Source organism: Aquincola tertiaricarbonis (assembly GCF_000969605.1).
In the GTDB taxonomy this organism is placed as follows: Bacteria; Pseudomonadota; Gammaproteobacteria; order Burkholderiales; family Burkholderiaceae_C; genus Aquincola; species Aquincola tertiaricarbonis.
The window spans coordinates 1-18,660 of record NZ_JZUE01000045.1 but is presented as its reverse complement, the minus strand read 5'-3'; the positions used below and the strand labels follow the sequence as shown (position 1 = coordinate 18,660).

Genomic DNA, 18,660 nt, shown 5'->3' with positions numbered 1-18,660 from the left:
TGCCGGGTCTTTCGATCCGCCTCGCTTGCCATCCGCCGGCGCTTCTTTCGAAGCAACCGCTGTGATCAGCGAAGCCTTGCACTATAGCATGGGATTTTTGAGGCGGTCAACGAATCTCGAATTCTTTCCAGGTGCCGTCAGGCTGCAAGCGCTCCACCACTGCGCGCTCCGTGTTCAACGGCACCTTGTGTTCCTCCGTGCGGGCGGTGACTAAGCGGTGCACTCGCAGCTCTTCGGTCAGCACCAGCTGCGTGGTGATGACGGGCACTTCCGCATAGACCGGGATGACCAACACCTCGCCGTCGTAATACGGCGCCGCTCGCTCGGTGCAGACCACGCCTTTCGCCATGCGCTCGACGACCACCTGGGTGGATGTGCTGGAGATCGGCACGGCGCGCAGTTCGGACGCTGTCTCGATGCGCACCCGTACGGCGCCCGTCGCCTCCACCCTGCGGGTGACCTGGACCTGCTCCTCGGTGACGGCAATGGTGTGCATGCCGTCCACCGACGCGGCGGCGGGAATGGGATCTGTTGCTTCGTTGTTCATGAGGACCTCCGTGCCCGGGGGCAATCGCCATTCCCCAATTGCGCCCCGCCGACGCGGGTCAGGCCGCTTTCAGCGCGGGGTGGGCCAGCCGGCGGATGACGTCCATGAAGGCGGAAGCGGCCGGGCCGGGTGGTTCACCTTGCAGCGTGATGAGGCCGAAGTCCGGCATGCGGTCGGGCAGGTCGGCTGGGATGCGCGTGAGAAGCCCGCGCCGGACGAACTTGTCGACCAGCGCGGCTGGCTGCAGGGACAGCATGTTTGTGCTCTGCATGAGTTCCAGCGCGAACAGGAACGAGGGCGTCTCGACGATGCCGGAGGTGAGCGACAGCCCGGTGCTGGCGAAGATGTCGTCCGACACCTTGCGCAAGGCGGTGGAGGCCGGATAGAGGATCCACGGCCAGTTGGACAGCTCAATCAACCCTGGTGCGTTCGGCCCGCGCAGCGGATGGTGCACGCCGGCCGTGATCTGCAGGCCCTCGCCGGCCAGCCTTTCATACTGGAACTGGCTGCGCTGGGCGTCATCGGTGAAGCGGCCGATCATCACGTCGATCTTCCGCTCGGCCAGCCACACGATGAGCTGGTCGCTGCTTTGCTCCAGCACCTTCACCACCAGCAGCGGACGCAGGCGCTGCAGTTCGGCCACTGCGGCAATGAGCAGGTGCGCGGCGGAGCCCGAGATGGCGCCGATGGACAGGTGGCCATGGCCGCCCTGCTTCAGCGTGCTGAATTCGTCGACGAACTTGCGGTGGCTGTCCAGCGCGGAATGCGCATAGCGCAAGGTGAACAGACCCAGCTCGTTCGGCCGCATGCCGCGCGGCAGGCGGTCGAACAGGCGGGCCTCCAGCATCTCCTCGATGTCCATCAGCACCTTGGTGGCCGCCGGCTGCGTCATGTGCATCTGCTCGGCGGTCAGGCGCAGGTTGCGCGTCTTGCCCAGGATGTCCAGGAACTGCAGGTGCCTGAACCGCAGGCGCGCGACCTGCGCCAGCAGCAAGGGTTTACCAGGGACCGGGTCTGGACTCATCAGCATTTGGAATGGATGCTAGCGAAAAAGTCAGTGGACCGGCCCGGGGGGCTCCCCTAGCCTTCAGCCCATCAAGAACGGCCCCGCAGAGGGTCGGCGCGTCGCGGCAAGGTGGCCGCGACACGTACAACCACATCCCGGAGACATCATGCAATTCAGATCACTCGGCGTGGCCGCCGCGCTCCTGGCCGCGTTGGCCGGCTCGGCTTCGGCCCAGGTCAAGGAACACACCTTCAAGATTGGCACCGGCCTCAGCGAAGACCATCCGCAGGCCCAGGCGCTGAAGTACTTCGGCGAACAGCTCGCCGCCAAGAGCGGTGGCAAGCTGAACGCGCGGGTGTATGCCAGCGGCTCGCTCGGCAACGACGTGAGCATGACCTCGGCCCTGCGTGGCGGCACGCTGGAGATGACCATCCCCGACAGCTCCACGCTGGTGTCGCTGGTCAAGCCCTTCGGCGTGCTGAACCTGCCGCTGACCTTCAACAACGAGCAGGAAGCCGATGCGGTGCTGGACGGCCCCTTCGGCCAGAAGCTGCTGGCCAAGCTGCCGGAGAAGGGCCTGGTCGGCCTGGGCTTCTGGGAGAACGGCTTCCGCCACGTGACCAACTCGCGCCGGGCGATCCAGAGCGCCGATGACCTGAACGGCCTGAAGCTGCGCGTGATCCAAAGCCCGCTGTTCCTCGACACCTTCAGCGCGCTGGGCGCCAATGCCACGCCCATGCCTTTCACCGAGCTGTATTCGGCGATGGAGCAGAAGGCGGTGGACGGGCAGGAGAACCCGCCGGCCACCATCCTGGCCAGCAAGTTCTACGAGGTGCAGAAGCACCTGGTGCTGTCGCGGCACATGTACAGCGCCTGGGTGCTGCTGATGTCGAAGAAGACCTGGGACGGCCTGTCGCCCGAGGAACAGAAGATCGTGCAGGACGCGGCGCGCGAAGCCAAGCTGTACGAGCGCAAGACGATCCGTGCCTTCTCCGAGACGGCGCTGGCCGACCTGAAGAAGGCCGGCATGCAGATCACCGAACTGCCCGCGGCCGAGCAGGCCAAGATGCGCACCAAGCTGCAGCCGGTGCTGGCCAAGTTCAGCAAGGAGTTCGGCGAGGACACCACCGCCGAAATGAACGGCGAGCTGGCCAAGGTGCGCGGCGGCGCGTCGGCCGCGAAGTAACCCGCTTCACCCCGGAGGCGGCGCCGCCGCCTTCGTTTCCCTCCCCCCTTCTCCCACGACGACGGCAATGGACAAACCGGCCGGTCGGCGCTTTCGCTCGCGCGAATGGTTCGCCGATCCACAACGTTCGGACATGACGGCGCTCTACCTCGAGCGCTTCATGAATTACGGATTGACGCCCGAGGAGCTGCGTTCGGGCCGGCCGATCATCGGCATCGCCCAGACAGGCAGCGACCTGTCGCCCTGCAACCGCATCCACCTCGACCTGGTGCGGCGGGTGCGCGACGGCATCCGGGACGCCGGCGGCATTCCGATGGAATTCCCGGTGCATCCGATCTTCGAGAACTGCCGCCGGCCCACCGCGGCCCTGGACCGCAACCTGGCCTACCTGGGCCTGGTGGAGATCCTGTACGGCTACCCGATCGACGCCGTGGTGCTGACCACCGGCTGCGACAAGACCACGCCGGCCGGCATCATGGCCGCCTCCACCGTGGACATCCCGGCCATCGTGCTGTCGGGCGGACCGATGCTCGACGGCTGGCATGACGGCCAGCTGGTGGGCTCGGGCACGGTCATCTGGCGCAGCCGGCGGCAGCTCGCGGCCGGGCAGATCGACGAGGAGGAGTTCCTCCAGCGCGCCTGCAGCAGCGCGCCCTCGGCCGGGCACTGCAACACCATGGGCACGGCTTCCACGATGAATGCAGTGGCCGAGGCGCTGGGCTTGTCCTTGCCCGGCTGCGCCGCCATTCCGGCGCCGTACCGCGAACGCGGTCAGATGGCCTACGAGACCGGCAAGCGCATCGTCGGCATGGCGCATGAAGACCTGCGGCCTTCGCGGCTGCTCAGCCGCGAGAGCTTCCTGAATGCGCTGTCGGTGGTGAGCTGCGCGGGCGGCTCCAGCAATGCGCAGGTGCACATCATGGCGATGGCCCGCCACGCCGGCGTGGAGCTGCGCCCCGAGGACTGGACCCAGCACGCCTACGACCTGCCGCTGCTGCTGGACATGCAGCCCGCAGGGCGCTTCCTCGGCGAGCGCTTCTTCCGCGCGGGCGGCGTGCCGGCGCTGATGTGGGAGTTGCAGCAGGCCGGCCGCCTGCATGGCGACTGCCCCACCGTCACCGGCCGCACCGTGGCGCAGAACATCGAAGGCCGCGAGGCCAGCGACCGCGAGGTGATCCGCCCGTTCGACGAGCCGCTGATGCACAAGGCCGGCTTCCTGGTGCTGTCGGGCAACCTGTTCGACTTCGGGATCATGAAGACCTCGGTGATCTCGCAGCGCTTCCGCGAGCGCTACCTGAGCCGGCCGGGCCACGAGGGCGTCTTCGAGGCGCGCGCGATCGTGTTCGACGGCGCCGACGACTACCACGCCCGCATCAACGACCCGGCGCTGGAGATCGACGAAGGCTGCATCCTGGTGATGCGCGGCGCCGGCCCCATTGGCTGGCCCGGCTCGGCCGAGGTGGTGAACATGCAGCCGCCCGATGCGCTGATCCAGCGCGGCGTGCAGACGCTGCCCACGCTGGGCGACGGCCGCCAGTCCGGCACGGCGGACAGCCCGTCCATCCTCAACGTGTCGCCCGAAAGTGCGGTCGGCGGGGGCCTGTGCTGGCTCCAGACAGGCGACGTGCTGCGCATCGACCTGAACGCCGGCCGCTGCGACGCGCTGGTGAGCGACGAGGAGATCGCCCGCCGCCTGCGCGAGCAGCCGCCACCGCCGGTGCCGCCCAGCCAGTCCCCGTGGGAAGAGATCTACCGCAGCCACACCGGGCAGCTGGTGGACGGCGCCACGCTGGACATGGCCCTGAAGTACCGGCGCATCGCCGAGAAGACACCGCGCCACAACCACTGATCACGCCCGAGGAACGCTGAATGACTGCAACAACGATGGCCACGCCGGTGCGTACCGATGGCTTGCATGCCGTGCTGCCGCAGGACGGCCTGGCTGGCACCCTGGTGGGCCGGGTCTGGCGGCCCGGCAACCCCGCCGGCCCGGCGGTGGTGGCACTGCGTGCCGACGGCGTGTTCGACCTGAGCACGCACTTTCCCACCATGAGCACGCTGCTGGAGGCCGAACAGCCGGCGCAGGCCGCGCACTCGGTGGTGGGCGAGCGCCTGTGCAGCGTGGATGCACTGCTGGACAACAGCCGCGCCGAAGGTCGCGACGAGGCCCTGCCCTGGCTGCTGGCCCCATGCGACCTGCAGGTGGTCAAGGCCGCCGGCGTGACCTTCGCCGCCAGCATGATCGAGCGGGTGATCGAGGAGCAGGCCGGCGGCGACGCCAGCCGCGCGCAGGGCCTGCGCAGCCAGGTCACCGAGCTGATCGGCCACAGCCTGTCGGACATCCGCCCGGGATCGGCCCAGGCCCAGGCGCTGAAGCGGCTGCTGCAGGAAAAGAAGCTGTGGTCGCAGTACCTGGAGGTGGGCATCGGCCCCGATGCCGAGGTGTTCACCAAGGCGCCGGTGCTGGCCTCCGTGGGCCATGGCCAGGACATCGGCATCCGCGCCGACTCCGACTGGAACAACCCCGAGCCGGAGGTGGTGCTGGCTGTCAACGGCCGCGGCGACATCGTCGGTGCCGCGCTGGGCAACGACGTGAACCTGCGCGACATCGAAGGCCGCAGCGCGCTACTGCTGGGCAAGGCCAAGGACAACAACGCGTCGTGCTCCATCGGCCCCTTCATCCGCCTGTTTGACGGCCAGTTCGGCCTGGACCAGCTGCGGCGCGAGACGGTGCACCTGGAAGTGGCCGGCCAGGACGGCTACACCCTGCGCGGCATCAACACCATGGCCAGCATCAGCCGCGACCCCGCCGAGCTGGTGGCGCAGACCATCGCCTGCCACCAGTACCCCGACGGCTTCATGCTGTTCCTGGGCACGCTGTTCGCGCCTACCGAGGACCGCGACCAGCCGGGCGGCGGCTTCACCCACAAGCTGGGCGACGTGGTCACCATCCACAGCCACTGGCTGGGCACCCTGCGCAACCGGGTGACGCATTGCGAGGCGGCGCCGCCGTGGCGCTTCGGCCTGCGCGCCTTCATCGGCAACCTGGCCGAACGAGGCCTGCTGCAAGGAGCGCGGCTGTGAACCTGCTCGACGCCGCGATCGAGCGCTTCTGTCGCGCCATCGACGTGCTCATCGCCGCCGCGCTGGCCGTGATGGTGGTGCTGGTGTTCGGCAACGTGGTGCTGCGCTACGTCTTCAACTCCGGCATCGCCGTCAGCGAGGAGGTGTCGCGCTGGCTGTTCGTCTGGCTCTGCTTCATGGGCGCCATCGCCGCGCTGAAGGACGGCGGACACCTGGGCACCGACATGCTGGTGGCGCGCCTGCCGCTGGCGGGCCGCAAGGTGTGCGCGGTGCTGGGCCACGCGCTGATGCTGTACGTGACCTGGCTGTTCCTGGACGGCAGCTGGCAGCAGGCCCGCATCAACCTGGATGTGGAAGCCCCGGTGACCGGCGCGCCGGTGGCCGTGTTCTATGCCTCGGGCGTGATCTTCTCGGCCTGTGCCGGCGTGCTGCTGCTGTTGCAGCTGCTGCGGGTGCTGAGCGGCCGGGTGAGCGAAAGCGACCTGGTGATGGTGAAGGAATCCGAGGAACAGGCCGAGCTCGAAGCCCTGCAGGCCGAGCTGGCACGCAGCGAGGCCCAGCCCGCCGGCGGCCCGAGCGGAGCACGGCCATGACGGTGTTCATCTTCCTGGGCAGCCTGGTGGGCTCGATGGCGCTGGGCATTCCCATCGCCTATGCGCTGCTGGCCAGCGGCGTGGCGCTGATGTGGCACCTCGACCTGTTCGATGCGCAGATCCTGGCGCAGAACTTCATCAACGGCGCCGACAGCTTTCCGCTGCTGGCCGTGCCGTTCTTCATGCTGGCCGGCGAGATCATGAACGTGGGCGGGCTGTCGCAGCGCATCGTCAAGTTCGCGCTGGCGCTGGTGGGCCATGTGAAGGGCGGGCTGGGCTACGTGGTCATCCTGGCGGCCTGCCTGCTGTCCGCGCTGTCGGGCTCGGCCGTGGCCGATGCCGCCGCACTGACGGCGCTGCTGCTGCCGATGATGCTCAAGGCCGGCCACAAGAAGGAAGTGTCGGGCGGGCTGATCGCGGCGTCGGGCGTGATCGGGCCCATCATTCCGCCGAGCATCGGCTTCGTCATCTTCGGCGTCACCGCCAACGTGTCGATCAGCAAGCTGTTCATCGCCGGCATCTTCCCCGGCATCATGATCGGTGCGGCCCTGGCGCTGACCTGGTGGTGGGTGGGCCGCAAGGAACAGCTGGTGCTGCCCCCGCGCAAGACACGCGCCGAGGTGTGGACCGCCGCGCGCGAATCGGTGTGGGCGCTGATGCTGCCGGTGTTCATCCTCGTGGGCCTGCGCATGGGCGTGTTCACGCCCACCGAAGCCGCGGTGGTGGCGGCGGTGTATGCGCTGTTCGTGGCCCGCGTGATCTACCGCGAACTCACGCTGCAGTCGCTGTTCCGCATCTTCGTCACCGCGGCGCGCACCACGGCGGTGGTGATGTTCCTGGTGGCCGCCGCCATGGTCTCGGCCTGGCTGATCACGGTGGCCAACCTGCCGGCGCAGATGGTTGAACTGCTGCGCCCGCTGCTGGACAACCAGACGCTGCTGCTGGTGGCCATCATGCTGCTGGTGATGCTGGTGGGCACGGCCATGGACATGACGCCCACCATCCTGATCATGACGCCGGTGCTGATGCCGCTGATCAAGGCCGCGGGCATCGACCCCATCTACTTTGGCGTGCTGTTCATCATCAACAACTCGATCGGCCTGGTCACGCCACCCGTGGGCACCGTGCTCAACGTGGTGGCCGGCGTCGGCCGCATGAAGATGGACGAGGTCACGCGCGGAGTGCTGCCGTTCATGGCGGCCCAGTTCGCGGTGATGTTCGTCATGGTCCTGTTCCCGCAGACCGTGCTGGCGCCATTGCGCTGGTTCTACTGAAAGCCGACGGATCGGTGGTGCCACGGGCAGCCGATCCGCTTTGCAAGCCGGCGCCCCATGCGCCAACCACCAAGAGAGGAGACCATCATGATGAATCCATCAGGCATCGCCGTGCGCGGTGCAGGCGCATGCGCGCTGGCGCTGGCGCTGCTGTGCCCGGCGCAGGCCGCCCCCGTCGTCGAGATGACGGCTGCCAGTTCGGCCACGGGGTTCGACCTCACGGTGCGGGCGCAGGACGTCGTCGACCTGTTTGCGTACCAGTTCACTCTGAACTTCGATCCTTCGCTGTTGAAGGCCACGGCCCAGGCCGAGGGCTCGTTCCTGTCCACCGCAGGCACCACCTTCTTCCGGCCGGGCGACATCGACAACCTGGCCGGCAGCCTGACCTTCGTGCTGGGCACGCTGACAGGCCCCATCGGTGGCGTGAGCGGCTCCGGCGACCTGGCGCGCTTCTCGTTCAGCGTGCAGCAGGCCGGCTTGGCCACCTTCACCTTGTCGGAGGTGGTGCTGCTGGACTCAGCGGGCAGCGAGCTGAGCGCCGACGTGCGCAGCCTGGTGACGGCGGTGCCGGAACCCTCCACCTACCTGATGTTCGCGCTCGGCCTGGCGGCCGTGCTCGGCGCCGGCTCGTTCAAGCGCAGGACCGCGTGACCGGGCGTCGCCCGCACGCCCCCCTTCGAAAAGGATGTCAACCATGTTGAGCAGACTCTGCATCAAGAGCTTCGTCATCGCGCTGCCAGCCGCCCTGGTGGCGGCGCCCGGCGCCTGGGCCGCGGACCGGCCGGCCAATCCCGCCGACTGGCCCGCACTGAAGGACGTCTACAAGAACCACTTCCTCATCGGCAGCACCAACCTCAGCGCCAACAACTTCGCACCGGGTGCGACACCGGGTGAAAACTCGGTGCCGGCCATGACGCTCAAGCACTTCAACGCGGTGACGCCGAGCAACGCGATGAAGCCCGACTTCTGGAACGGGGGCATCAGCAACCCGACGCCCAATTTCCTGACCAACTTCACCTCCGGCATCAATGCCGACATTGCCGCGGCCAATGCCCGCGGCGTGAAGGTGACCGGGCACACGCTGCTGTGGCACAACCAGTCCGGCCAGTGGCCTGCGCCCAATGTGCTGACGGCCGGCGGCGCCTGGGAAACGCCGTGGGATTACGCCATGGCCAAGACCAGCCTGGAGTACTACATCCGCACCGTGGCCGGCCACTTCGACCGCGAGCCCCACAAGACGTATTCCTGGGACGTGGTGAACGAGGCCTTCAAGGACAACCCCGACAACCCGGCCAACTGGCGCCATGCACTGCGCTCGGGCTACAGCCCCGAGGAGCGCCCCTCCCGATGGGCCCAGGCCTATGCCAAGGGTGGCAAGAGCTGGGACTACATGTACGACGCGTTCTACTTCGCGCGGCAGAACACCACCTCGCTGCTGAACTACAACGACTTCAACGACAACGAGCGCGCCTCCAAGGCCGAGGCCATCGCCGCAATGGTCAAGGAGTTCAATGAGCGCTATGCGGCCGAAGTGGCCGCGGGCAAGGCCCGCCCGCTGATGGATGCCAAGGGCAACCCGCGCCCGCTGGTGGATGTCATCGGCACGCAAGGCCACTGGGACATGCGGCTGAACATGGACGCCTTCGAGCGCACCATCCGCACGTACCTGGCCACCGGCGCCCATGTCGACCTGACCGAGCTGGACCTGGCGCCCACCCTGGGCCTGGACAAGGGCCAGCGCATCCAGAACGGCCCGGAGATGAACGAGCTGTTCATGGAACAGGGCGTGCAGTACGCCAAGCTGTTCAGCCTGATGAAGGAGTACGCCGCCGGCCCCGGTGGCAAACATCCCGAGTTCAAGGGCGGCGTGCACCGCGTGACCTGGTGGGGCATGACCGACCCCGGCTACCACACCAACGGCTATCCGTGGTCGGGCGTGGGCCAGCCGAAGGAGGCCTTCTGGGCCGCGGCCGACCCCGAGAAGTACTTGAAGGACGCCGGCCTGCCGACCAACGGCGTGACCGCCACCTTCCGCTATGGCGGCGAGACGTTCAAGCTGCGCACCTGGGGCGGCAAGAACGCGCAGGCGATGCTCGACATCAACGTGCCGCTGGCCACCCGCAACGTCAGCTTGACCGCCGACAACGTCAGCCTGCCCGCCGGCTTCGCGGTGGAGAGCATCAAGTACAGCCCGTCGGACTGTGCAGTGATCCCCGGCAAGCCCTGCCACGTGACGGTGACCGCACGCGGCGCGGATCCGGCACCGGCGTACAAGAACGTGGGCGTGGAGAACACCGCCACCTACGTGCTGAGCTTCGGCCAGATGTCCGTGTCCTGGTTCGGCGACACCAATGCGCTGGAGGCACCGCTGTCGCATGCGGAGGTGCGCTTCAGTGATGGCGTGACCAAGTTCAAGCAGTACAAGACCTACTACGGTGCCGACGGCGTGGCGCGCGCCACCGGCCAGACCGAGCTGGCTGCTGTGCCCAGGCATGGCCGCAACACGCTGGTGCTGAAGTCGCAGGACCCGATCGCCGGCCCCATCGGCCTGCGCCTGGCCCGCGACGCTAGCACCGAGAAGGCCTGGCGCGTGGCCAAGCGGATCGAGCCGGCCCGGACCTACATGGTGGTGTCCGCCGAATCGGTCTTCCAGGACAACGGGGAATCCAAGACCCACGCCCTGACCAACCGCACGAAGCCTGCGACCACGGACGCGCCTGAATCGCTCTCGCGCACGCCGGTGGTACTGCGCGGCAACACGCTGCTGCCGCTGCGCAACACCAACGCACCGGAGACCGAACCGGCACTGGCCCAGGACAACCTCAAGTTCATGTTCGAGGACATGAGGAGCCCGGCCGCAGGCGCCTATGCCGGCCAGGAAGGCCACACCATCCTGAGCTACATCCACGGCACCAACGTCTATCCGCACACCGTGTTCCGCGGCAACGGCGCCAACGGCACCGTGGTGGCAGGCCAGCACTCGCTGATCACGCGGCAGACCAACGGCGCCGAGGGCTCCCAGATCGCCGAGCGGGCCCTGGACCAGGCGGTGTGGTTCAACACGCCGATCGATCCGCAGACCGGCGAGATGAGGATGTTCCTGTTCAGCGGCCGGGGCGGCACCAACCAGCACTACGCCCTGAAGGAAGTGGACAGCGGCGTCACGCCGAACCGCGACCCGAACAACGCCATCAGCCAGCGCCAGGGCGCCAGCGGCGGCTTCGTCGCCCTGCAGGCGGCCGGTCCGGAAGCGGGTACCCGCGTGAAGCTGTATGCCTACGACATCGAGCCGTACCTGCCGGGCGACGTGAACGGTGACGCGCTGCTGGGCTGCGCCGACCTGCTGACGGCGTCGGCCTCGGTCGGCAAGCGCGCAGGCCAGGTCGGCTTCACTTCCGCGGCCGACATGGACCAGAACGGCCTCATCGACGTGCGAGACATCGCCGCCATCTCGCGGATGTTGCCGGCCGGCACGCGCTGCCAGTAAGCGACCCGTGGCGCCTTCGGTCGGGATGACCGTTGGCGCCACCTGCACCTCGGGCGGGTCAACCGCCAAGCACGCCAAGCCCCACGGGCAAAGAAAAACGCCCTAGACGTTTGACCGTCTAGGGCGTTGATTCAGAACAGTGTTCTGGTGCGGCTGGCAGGATTCGAACCCACGACCCCTTGGTTCGTAGCCAAGTACTCTATCCAACTGAGCTACAGCCGCTGAAGCCTCACAGTATAGCGAGGATTTTTCTGGGTGGTCAACAGCGTTGGAAAAAAACTTTATTCGGCGCCGGCAGCGGACTGCTCGCAACGCAGCGCGCGGGCTTCGTCGCCCTCCTCGCGGGCCAGCCTGGCCAGCAGGCGCCACGCAAGGCGGCGGCACGGACCATCCAGTGCGGCATGAGCGGCGGCCTGCTCCAGCGGACGCCGGGCCTTGCCCCACAGCTGGCGTTCCGCGAAGGCGGCTCCCACCGCCAGCACCACGACGGGCTCCTGAACGTGGGCCAGCAGAGCCGACTCCAGCCGGGGCAGCCATTCGGGGCCGATGCCTTCCAGGCAGGACGTGAGCGCACGTGCCACCTGGTCGCGGCCATCGGCACCCAGCTCGGCCATCTGCTCCCAAAAAGGGCGCAACCATTGCCGGGCCTCTTCCGCCTGGCCGAAGCGGGCCGCGCGCATCGCGGCGCGTGAAGCGACGTAGGGGTCGCGGCGGTCGCCGGGCTCCAGTTGCAGCCAGGCGGCGCGCAGCTGGTCGGCGTCATGGGTGGCGTCGATGGCCTCGAAGGCCAGCGAGCGCAGCAGGCCCTGGGCCGCCACCGGAGAGAAGCCCTGGTGCTTGGCCAGCAGCCGCGCACTGCGCAGGGCTTCCAGCGGCATGCGCAGCTGGCGCTGGGCCTGCAGCCGCAGGCGCAGCGCCTGGGTACGGCGCGCCACGCCGGGCGGCAGTTCAGCCAGCAGGCGCAAGGCGCGCGGCCCATCGCGGTCGTCGAGCGCCCATTCGGCGGCCAGCAGCTGGGCGCCTTCGTCGGCCACCCGCGGCAGGCCCGGCCGCCGCGGCTGGCGCAGCGCCTGCTGCAGATGCTCGTCGCGGCGCACGCGGTCCTGAAGCCGGTGCAGGCTGGAAGCGGCCAGCAGGTGGGCCAGCACCCGCAGCTCGGGATCGGGCGGCATGTCGGGCGAACTGTCCTGGATGGAGAGCGCACGCTGCGCGGCCTTCTGCGCCCGGCCGTAGCGGGCGCCCAGGAACTCGGCCAGCGCCTCGCGCAGCGCCGACTGCGCCGCGCGTTCCCGCCGTGCCATGCGCCACTCGCGGGCACGGGCCGGCAGGCCGATCAGCGAATTGACACCGCTGATGCCCGAGACCAGCGCGAAGCACAGCAGCAGCAGGCCGACGATGAAGAGATTGAGCGAGAGGTCGAGGCGCCAGCCGCTCCAGTAGAAGCTCACCAGGCCGTCGTTGCGGCCCAGGGTGGACGCGGCCACGACAGCCACGACGAACAGCAGCACCAGCCAGATGATGGACCGCATGATCGGGCGCGCTCAGCGGCCGGCCGCGACGGCGGCCAACGCGGCAAGGGTGTCGTCGGGGCGCGGCACGCCGGTCTGGCGGGCCTGGTTCATCACCTGGCGCAGCAGCTCGCTGGTGGACTGCACACGCCGGGCGTTGCGGTCGAAGTAGCGGTCGAGCATGGCCTGGGCGTCGCGCAGGTCGGCCTGGGCGCTGTCGAACTGGCGTGACAGCAGCGCCAGGCGGGCATTCAGCAGCCGCAGCTTGAGGTTCTCGCGCAGGAAGAAGGCCTGCTCGGGCGCGGCCAGCGCGGCGTCGGGATGTTCGATGCGGGTGACGCGCACCAGCGCACGCACCTCGCCCCACACCGCCGCGATGCTGCGGTCCCACAGGTCGAGCGCCTGTTCCCGCCAGCCGGCCTCGGCCGCGCTGGCGGCAGAGGCCGCGGTGGCCGCCGATGCCGCACGGGCCGCGGCGCGCCGCTGGGCGGCATCCGCCGGCTGGCGGCGCGGCTCGGCCACGGCCAGCAGCGGCAGTTCGTCCACCAGCCGCACCGCTTCGTCCAGGCGGATGCTGAGCGAAGCCACGTCGGCCACGCCGATGGCCTTGACCCGCTCCAGGTCGCGAGCCACGGCGCGGCGCACCCGCTCCAGCCGCGGCTGGCCATGGCGGCCCAGGCGTTCGTCCATCTGCGTCAGCGTGGCCACCAGCGGCTCGGCACTGCCGGTGATGGCGCTTTGCTGCAGGGCCACGCGCACCGCGGCTTCCATGTCGGACACCACGTTCTCATCGCGCGAGCGCGACATCGCCTGCATCAGCTCCTCGACCTGCGAGCGCTGCAGCGCCACTTCCGACACCCGCGCTTCCAGCAGCGCCACCTTGGCGGCCGCCTCGCGCGAAGCGTCCTGCGACTGGCGCGCCAGCATGCGGGCCTCGGTGGACTGGCTCTGGCTGTCCTGCTGGCGCTTGACCAGTTCCTGCTCCAGGCTGCGCAGGCGGCGCTGGGTTTCCCAGGCCAGGGCGACCGAGGCGATGCACAGCACGGTGAGCGCCAGCGCCAGGAAACCCCACCAGCGGGGCGTGGCGCGGGGCGCGGAAGGCGGGAGGGGGGCGGAAGGAGCCGGTCCAGCGGCTGGAAGAACAGCGTCGTCGTTCACGTGGGAATTATCTATTCATGGGTGCCGTGGAGGGCCCGGGCCGCGAGGGCCACGGCGTCGAAGCTGGGCCGGGAGAACAGCACCCGGCCGAATCCCAGCGCACGCGCCCGCGCCTCGATGCGCGGATGCGTGGCCAGCGCCTGCGCCGGTTGCCAGTCTGCCCCGGGCGCCAGGGATTGCAGATGACCGATGGCCTCTGCGCTGCTGAAAAGCCACAGGTGCTCGGCCGGCTGGGCCAGCGCGGCCTGCAGGGCCGCCTGCTCCGCCGGCCGCAGGCGCGGCGCGGTGCGGCGGTAGGCCTGCACGAAGTCGACCTGCGCACCGGCGGCGCGCAGGGTGTCGGCCAGCCAGTCGCGGCCGCCATCGCCGCGCACGATCACCACCAGCATGCCGGCCTGCACCCGCGGCTGCAGCTGCTGCCAGAGGCTTTCGGAATCGAACTGCGCCGCGTCGGCGGCGGGTTGCACGATGCAGCCGGCGGGCACGCCCAGCGCCACCAGGCGCTCGGCGGTACCCGGGCCGGGCGCAGCGGCCCAGCGAGCGGCCGGCCAGGGGGCCGCCGGCACCTGCTCGAAAAAATGCGTGGCCGCGGCCGGGCTGACGAACACCAGACCCGCCGCCTGCGTGATGCGCTGCTGCGCCGGGACGCCGGCCACGTCGCCGCAGGCTTCGGTATGCAGCAGCGGCACGGCGCAGGCCTCGAAGCCGGCCTCGGCCAGGCGCCGCACCCAGGCGTCGGCCTGCGGTTGCGGCCGGGTAACCAGCAGGCGCATGCGCGCGGCGGTGCTCAGTGGGACGCCGGCAGGTAGCCGGCGGGCGCCTGGCGGGCGACTTCGTCGGCGGCGCCGGCGCCCAGGGCCAAGGCGGCCTCGTCGTCGGCCACCGCCGCGCGCACGCTGGCACGCAGCAGCGGCTGGCGCGGATCGTCGGCATGGCCCAGCGCCACGTCGAGCTGCAGCTGGCCATCGTCGGCCCAGTGCGCATAGGCGGCCAGCGGCATGCTGCAGCTGCCGCCCAGGGCGCGCGACACGGCGCGCTCGGCCTGCACCGCCAGCCAGGTGGGCTGGTGCACCAGCTGCGCCAGCTGGGCGCGCAGTGCGGTGGCTTCTTCTCGCACCTCGATGCCCAAGGCGCCCTGGCCGGCGCAGGGAATCATGTGGCGGGTGTCGAAGCGGGCGCGGATGCGGCTTTCCAGGTCCAGCCGCATCAGGCCGGCGGCGGCCAGCACGATGGCGTCGAACTGGCCTTCGTCCAGCTTGCGCAGCCGGGTGTCCAGGTTGCCACGCAGCGGCTCGATCACCAGGTCGGGGCGCCGGGCCGAGAGCTGTGCCACGCGGCGCAGGCTGGAGGTGCCCACCCGCGCCCCGTGCGGCAGCGCGTCCAGGTCGGCGTAGCGGTTGGAGACGAAGGCGTCGCGCGGATCCTCGCGCTCCAGCACGGCAGCCAGCACGAAGCCCTCGGGCAGCGTCATCGGCACGTCCTTCAGCGAATGCACCGCCAGGTGCGCGCGGCCTTCTTCCAGCGCGGTTTCCAGCTCCTTCACGAACAGGCCCTTGCCGCCCACCTTGGACAGGCTGCGGTCCAGGATCTGGTCGCCGCGGGTGGTCATGCCCAGCAGGTCCACCTGCACGCCGAACCGGCTGGCCAGCAGCGCCTGCACGTGATGGGCCTGCCAGAGGGCGAGACGGCTTTCGCGGGTGGCGATGAGGAGCGGTGCGGTCATGGCTCGATTATCGCTAGCGCCCACCGTTGCCACGGCGCACGGGAGGTTCACGCGGCGGCGCTTCATAGTTACCATCAAATCCGTAACCGGATTACACATGAGGGACGAGAGACATGGCACGTCAAGCCCGATCCAACAGCGCCGCCACCGCCGAGGCGGCCGAGAAGAACCGCCCGCTGGTGGAGGACATCCGCCTGCTGGGCCGCATCCTGGGTGATGTGATCCGGGAACAGGAAGGCAAGGACGCCTTCGAGCTGGTGGAGCGCGTGCGCCAGCTGTCGGTGGCCTACCGGCTGAAGAAGGACGCCTCCGCCGGCCGCGTGCTGGACCGCCTGCTGAAGAACCTGTCGGGCGACCACATGGTCAGCGTGATCCGCGCGTTCAGCTACTTCAGCCACCTGGCCAACATCGCCGAAGACCGCCACCACGTGCGCCGCCGCGAGCACCACGAGGCGCAGGGCCACCTGCAGGAGGGGTCGCTGGCGATGAGCTTCGAGCGCCTGGCCGCGGCCGACGTGCGCGCCGACGAGATCGCCCACACGCTGGACCGCGCCTACATCGCGCCGGTGCTCACCGCCCACCCCACCGAGGTGCAGCGCAAGAGCATCCTGGACGCCGAGCGCGCCATCGCCGAGCTGGTGCAGCACCGCGACGACCTGCACACCGCGCGCGACCTGCAGCAGAACGAGGCGCTGCTTCGCGCCCGCGTCACCCAGCTGTGGCAGACGCGCATGCTGCGCACCACCAAGCTGACGGTGGCCGACGAGATCGAGAACGCGCTCAGCTACTACCAGTCCACCTTCCTGCGCCAGATCCCGCGGCTCTACCAGGAGATCGAGCAGGCGCTGCCCGGCCATCCGGTGGCCAACTTCTTCCGCATGGGCCAATGGATCGGTGGCGACCGCGATGGCAACCCGAACGTGGGCGCGCACACCTTGCGCCAGGCGCTGGCACGGCAGGCCGAGGTGGCGCTGCGCTTCTACCTGACGGAGCTGCATTCGCTGGGGGCGGAGCTGTCCATCTCCAACACGCTGGCACCGGTGACGCCCGAGATGCAGGCCCTGGCCGATGCCTCGCCGGACCACAGCCCGCACCGCAACGACGAGCCCTACCGCAAGGCGCTGATCGGCATGTACGCCCGCACCGCGGCCACGCTGCAGCAGCTCACCGGCACCGAGGCGCTGCGCCATGCAGTGCCGCCGCAGAATCCCTACCAACGCAGCGACGAGCTGCTGGCCGACCTGAAGGTGATTGCCGAGTCGCTGCGCAGCCATCATGCCGATGCGTTGATCTCGCCGCGGCTGGCGCCGCTGATGCGCGCGGTGCAGGTGTTCGGCTTTCACCTCGCCACGGTGGACCTGCGGCAGAGCTCCGACCAGCATGAGCTGGTCATCGCCGAGCTGCTGGCCACCGCCCGCATCGAGCCCGACTACAGCGCGCTGGACGAAGCCGCGCGGCGCACGCTGCTGCTGAAGCTGTTGAACGATGCCCGCCCGCTGCGGGTGATGGGCCACGTGTATTCCGAGCTGGCCACCGGCGAGCTGGCGGTGTTCGATGCCGCGCGGCAGGCGCTGGAACGCTTCGGCCGCGAGGCGCTGCGGCACTACATCATCTCGCACACCGAGGACGTGAGCGACCTGCTGGAAGTGCTGCTGCTGCTGAAGGAATGCGGCCTGTTGCGCGGCGTGCTGGAAGAGGAAGCCACCTCGCAGCTGATCGTGGTGCCGCTGTTCGAGACCATCGGCGACCTGCGCAATGCCGAGCCCATCATGCGGCAGTTCTATGCCCTGCCCGGCGTGCTGCCGATGATCGTGCGCAGCGGCGCGGAGCAGGACATCATGCTCGGCTACTCCGACAGCAACAAGGACGGCGGCTTCTTCACCAGCAACTGGGAGCTGTACCGCGCGGAGCTGGCGCTGGTCGGCCTGTTCGGGCCGCTGAAAGCGCAGCACGGGCTGACGCTGCGCCTGTTCCACGGCCGCGGCGGCACGGTGGGACGCGGCGGCGGTCCGAGCTACCAGGCCATCCTCGCGCAGCCGCCCGGCACGGTGAACGGTCAGATCCGGCTCACCGAACAGGGCGAGGTGATCTCGTCGAAGTACGCCAACCCGGAGATCGGCTTGCGCAACCTGGAGACGCTGGTGGCCGCCACGCTGGAGGCCACGCTGCTCACCCCGGCCAAGAGCCCGCCCAAGGTCTTCCTGGAAGCCGCGGCCGCGCTCAGCGCCGGCAGCTTCGAGGCCTACCGCAAGCTGGTGTACGACACGCCCGGCTTCACCGACTACTTCTTCGCCGCCACGCCCATCCGCGAGATCGCCGAGCTGAACATCGGCTCGCGCCCGGCCTCGCGCAAGGCCAGCCGCCGCATCGAGGACCTGCGCGCGATTCCCTGGGGCTTCAGCTGGGGCCAGTGCCGCGTGGCCCTGCCGGGCTGGGCCGGCTTCGGCTCGGCGGTGGAAGCCTGGCTGGGCACCGAGCCGGGCCCGCGCAAGGACCGGCTGGCGCTGCTGCAGAAGATGTACCGCCAGTGGCCCTTCTTCCGCACGCTGATGTCCAACTTGGACATGGTGCTGGCCAAGACCGACCTGCGCATCGCCGCCCGCTACGTGGACCTGGTGGAGGACAAGAAGCTGGGCAAGCGCATCTTCGGCGCCATCCAGGCCGAATGGCAGCGCACCGGCGACGTGCTGTCGCTCATCACCGGCGACACCCATCGCCTGGCCTCCAACGGTGCGCTGGCGCGGTCCATCGAGCACCGCTTCCCCTACCTCGATCCGTTGAACCACCTGCAGGCCGAGCTGATGCGCCGCTATCGCGCCCGCCGCGAGGACGACCCGCAGGTGCAGCGGGTGCAGACGGGCATCCACATCTCCATCAACGGCATTGCGGCCGGGCTGCGCAACACCGGCTGACACGGGTCAATCTGTAGGAATCTGTCTGACACGGGGCACGGAACAAACGGGACTCAAGTCATGGAGATGGGCCACTGTTGCCCCTTTGTTTCGGCTTCTAAAGTTCATCCCATCGCAGCACGCCCCGTGCCGCAGACTGAACAGACAGATTCCAGGAGCCCGACATGACCGCCGACCAGATC

Annotated in this window: 14 protein-coding genes and 1 tRNA gene; 8 read left to right on the top strand and 7 right to left on the bottom strand. The window is 69.2% G+C overall.

The window, feature by feature from the left end; genetic code table 11:
- Nucleotides 1-106: 106 nt before the first annotated feature.
- Together VO99_RS26805 and VO99_RS26800 are read right to left on the bottom strand one after the other, a co-directional pair.
- On the bottom strand, nucleotides 107-547 hold the full coding sequence (locus VO99_RS26805; protein ID WP_157039821.1) for a YsnF/AvaK domain-containing protein: 441 nt from the start codon (nucleotides 545-547) through the stop codon (nucleotides 107-109).
- A 58-nt stretch (nucleotides 548-605) separates the two neighbouring features.
- Entirely contained in the window at nucleotides 606-1,577 is a 972-nt protein-coding gene (locus VO99_RS26800; protein WP_083440977.1) for a LysR family transcriptional regulator, read from the bottom strand.
- 142 nt (nucleotides 1,578-1,719) lie between these two features.
- Here VO99_RS26800 and VO99_RS26795 point away from each other — a divergent pair, with 142 nt between their 5' ends.
- From VO99_RS26795 to VO99_RS26765, 7 genes are all read left to right on the top strand, one after another.
- On the top strand, nucleotides 1,720-2,739 hold the full coding sequence (locus tag VO99_RS26795) for a TRAP transporter substrate-binding protein (RefSeq protein ID WP_046116033.1): 1,020 nt from the start codon (nucleotides 1,720-1,722) through the stop codon (nucleotides 2,737-2,739).
- A 67-nt stretch (nucleotides 2,740-2,806) separates the two neighbouring features.
- Nucleotides 2,807-4,588, top strand: coding sequence for an IlvD/Edd family dehydratase (locus tag VO99_RS26790; RefSeq protein ID WP_046116032.1), 1,782 nt, complete (start codon nucleotides 2,807-2,809; stop codon nucleotides 4,586-4,588).
- A 20-nt stretch (nucleotides 4,589-4,608) separates the two neighbouring features.
- Nucleotides 4,609-5,823, top strand: a complete 1,215-nt coding sequence (locus tag VO99_RS26785) for a fumarylacetoacetate hydrolase family protein (protein WP_157039820.1) — start codon at nucleotides 4,609-4,611, stop codon at nucleotides 5,821-5,823.
- A gap of 2 nt (nucleotides 5,824-5,825) precedes the next feature.
- Complete coding sequence (locus VO99_RS26780; protein WP_046116036.1) at nucleotides 5,826-6,416, top strand: TRAP transporter small permease; 591 nt, start codon at nucleotides 5,826-5,828, stop codon at nucleotides 6,414-6,416.
- On the top strand, nucleotides 6,413-7,690 hold the full coding sequence (locus VO99_RS26775; protein WP_046116030.1) for a TRAP transporter large permease subunit: 1,278 nt from the start codon (nucleotides 6,413-6,415) through the stop codon (nucleotides 7,688-7,690). The genes VO99_RS26780 and VO99_RS26775 overlap by 4 nt, the downstream gene beginning before the upstream one ends.
- A gap of 87 nt (nucleotides 7,691-7,777) precedes the next feature.
- Nucleotides 7,778-8,341 (top strand): cohesin domain-containing protein, encoded by a 564-nt coding sequence (locus VO99_RS26770; protein ID WP_046116029.1) that lies wholly within the window; start codon nucleotides 7,778-7,780, stop codon nucleotides 8,339-8,341.
- A gap of 43 nt (nucleotides 8,342-8,384) precedes the next feature.
- Nucleotides 8,385-11,177 (top strand): endo-1,4-beta-xylanase, encoded by a 2,793-nt coding sequence (locus VO99_RS26765; protein WP_046116028.1) that lies wholly within the window; start codon nucleotides 8,385-8,387, stop codon nucleotides 11,175-11,177.
- Nucleotides 11,178-11,322: 145 nt separating this feature from the next.
- On the opposite strand, the gene VO99_RS26760 is transcribed toward VO99_RS26765, so the two are convergent.
- From VO99_RS26760 to hemC, 5 genes are all read right to left on the bottom strand, one after another.
- Nucleotides 11,323-11,399 (bottom strand) — tRNA-Arg (locus tag VO99_RS26760).
- 59 nt (nucleotides 11,400-11,458) lie between these two features.
- A complete protein-coding gene (locus tag VO99_RS26755; RefSeq protein WP_046116027.1) occupies nucleotides 11,459-12,706 on the bottom strand; it encodes a heme biosynthesis HemY N-terminal domain-containing protein in 1,248 nt (415 codons plus the stop codon).
- A gap of 12 nt (nucleotides 12,707-12,718) precedes the next feature.
- Nucleotides 12,719-13,843, bottom strand: a complete 1,125-nt coding sequence (locus tag VO99_RS26750) for a uroporphyrinogen-III C-methyltransferase (RefSeq protein WP_083440975.1) — start codon at nucleotides 13,841-13,843, stop codon at nucleotides 12,719-12,721.
- An 11-nt stretch (nucleotides 13,844-13,854) separates the two neighbouring features.
- A complete protein-coding gene (locus VO99_RS26745; protein WP_046116026.1) occupies nucleotides 13,855-14,616 on the bottom strand; it encodes a uroporphyrinogen-III synthase in 762 nt (253 codons plus the stop codon).
- A 14-nt stretch (nucleotides 14,617-14,630) separates the two neighbouring features.
- Nucleotides 14,631-15,566, bottom strand: a complete 936-nt coding sequence (gene hemC, locus VO99_RS26740; RefSeq protein ID WP_046116025.1) for a hydroxymethylbilane synthase — start codon at nucleotides 15,564-15,566, stop codon at nucleotides 14,631-14,633.
- A gap of 113 nt (nucleotides 15,567-15,679) precedes the next feature.
- Here hemC and ppc point away from each other — a divergent pair, with 113 nt between their 5' ends.
- Entirely contained in the window at nucleotides 15,680-18,478 is a 2,799-nt protein-coding gene (gene ppc / locus VO99_RS26735) for a phosphoenolpyruvate carboxylase (protein WP_046116024.1), read from the top strand.
- Nucleotides 18,479-18,660 lie beyond the last annotated feature (182 nt).

Coding starts and splice junctions, on each gene's coding strand:
- VO99_RS26805 (WP_157039821.1), bottom strand. CDS start 547: ATGAACAACGAAGCAACAGATCCCATTCCCGCCGCCGCGTCGGTGGAC.
- VO99_RS26800 (WP_083440977.1), bottom strand. CDS start 1,577: ATGCTGATGAGTCCAGACCCGGTCCCTGGTAAACCCTTGCTGCTGGCG.
- VO99_RS26795 (WP_046116033.1), top strand. CDS start 1,720: ATGCAATTCAGATCACTCGGCGTGGCCGCCGCGCTCCTGGCCGCGTTG.
- VO99_RS26790 (WP_046116032.1), top strand. CDS start 2,807: ATGGACAAACCGGCCGGTCGGCGCTTTCGCTCGCGCGAATGGTTCGCC.
- VO99_RS26785 (WP_157039820.1), top strand. CDS start 4,609: ATGACTGCAACAACGATGGCCACGCCGGTGCGTACCGATGGCTTGCAT.
- VO99_RS26775 (WP_046116030.1), top strand. CDS start 6,413: ATGACGGTGTTCATCTTCCTGGGCAGCCTGGTGGGCTCGATGGCGCTG.
- VO99_RS26770 (WP_046116029.1), top strand. CDS start 7,778: ATGATGAATCCATCAGGCATCGCCGTGCGCGGTGCAGGCGCATGCGCG.
- VO99_RS26765 (WP_046116028.1), top strand. CDS start 8,385: ATGTTGAGCAGACTCTGCATCAAGAGCTTCGTCATCGCGCTGCCAGCC.
- VO99_RS26755 (WP_046116027.1), bottom strand. CDS start 12,706: ATGCGGTCCATCATCTGGCTGGTGCTGCTGTTCGTCGTGGCTGTCGTG.
- VO99_RS26745 (WP_046116026.1), bottom strand. CDS start 14,616: ATGCGCCTGCTGGTTACCCGGCCGCAACCGCAGGCCGACGCCTGGGTG.
- hemC (WP_046116025.1), bottom strand. CDS start 15,566: ATGACCGCACCGCTCCTCATCGCCACCCGCGAAAGCCGTCTCGCCCTC.
- ppc (WP_046116024.1), top strand. CDS start 15,680: ATGGCACGTCAAGCCCGATCCAACAGCGCCGCCACCGCCGAGGCGGCC.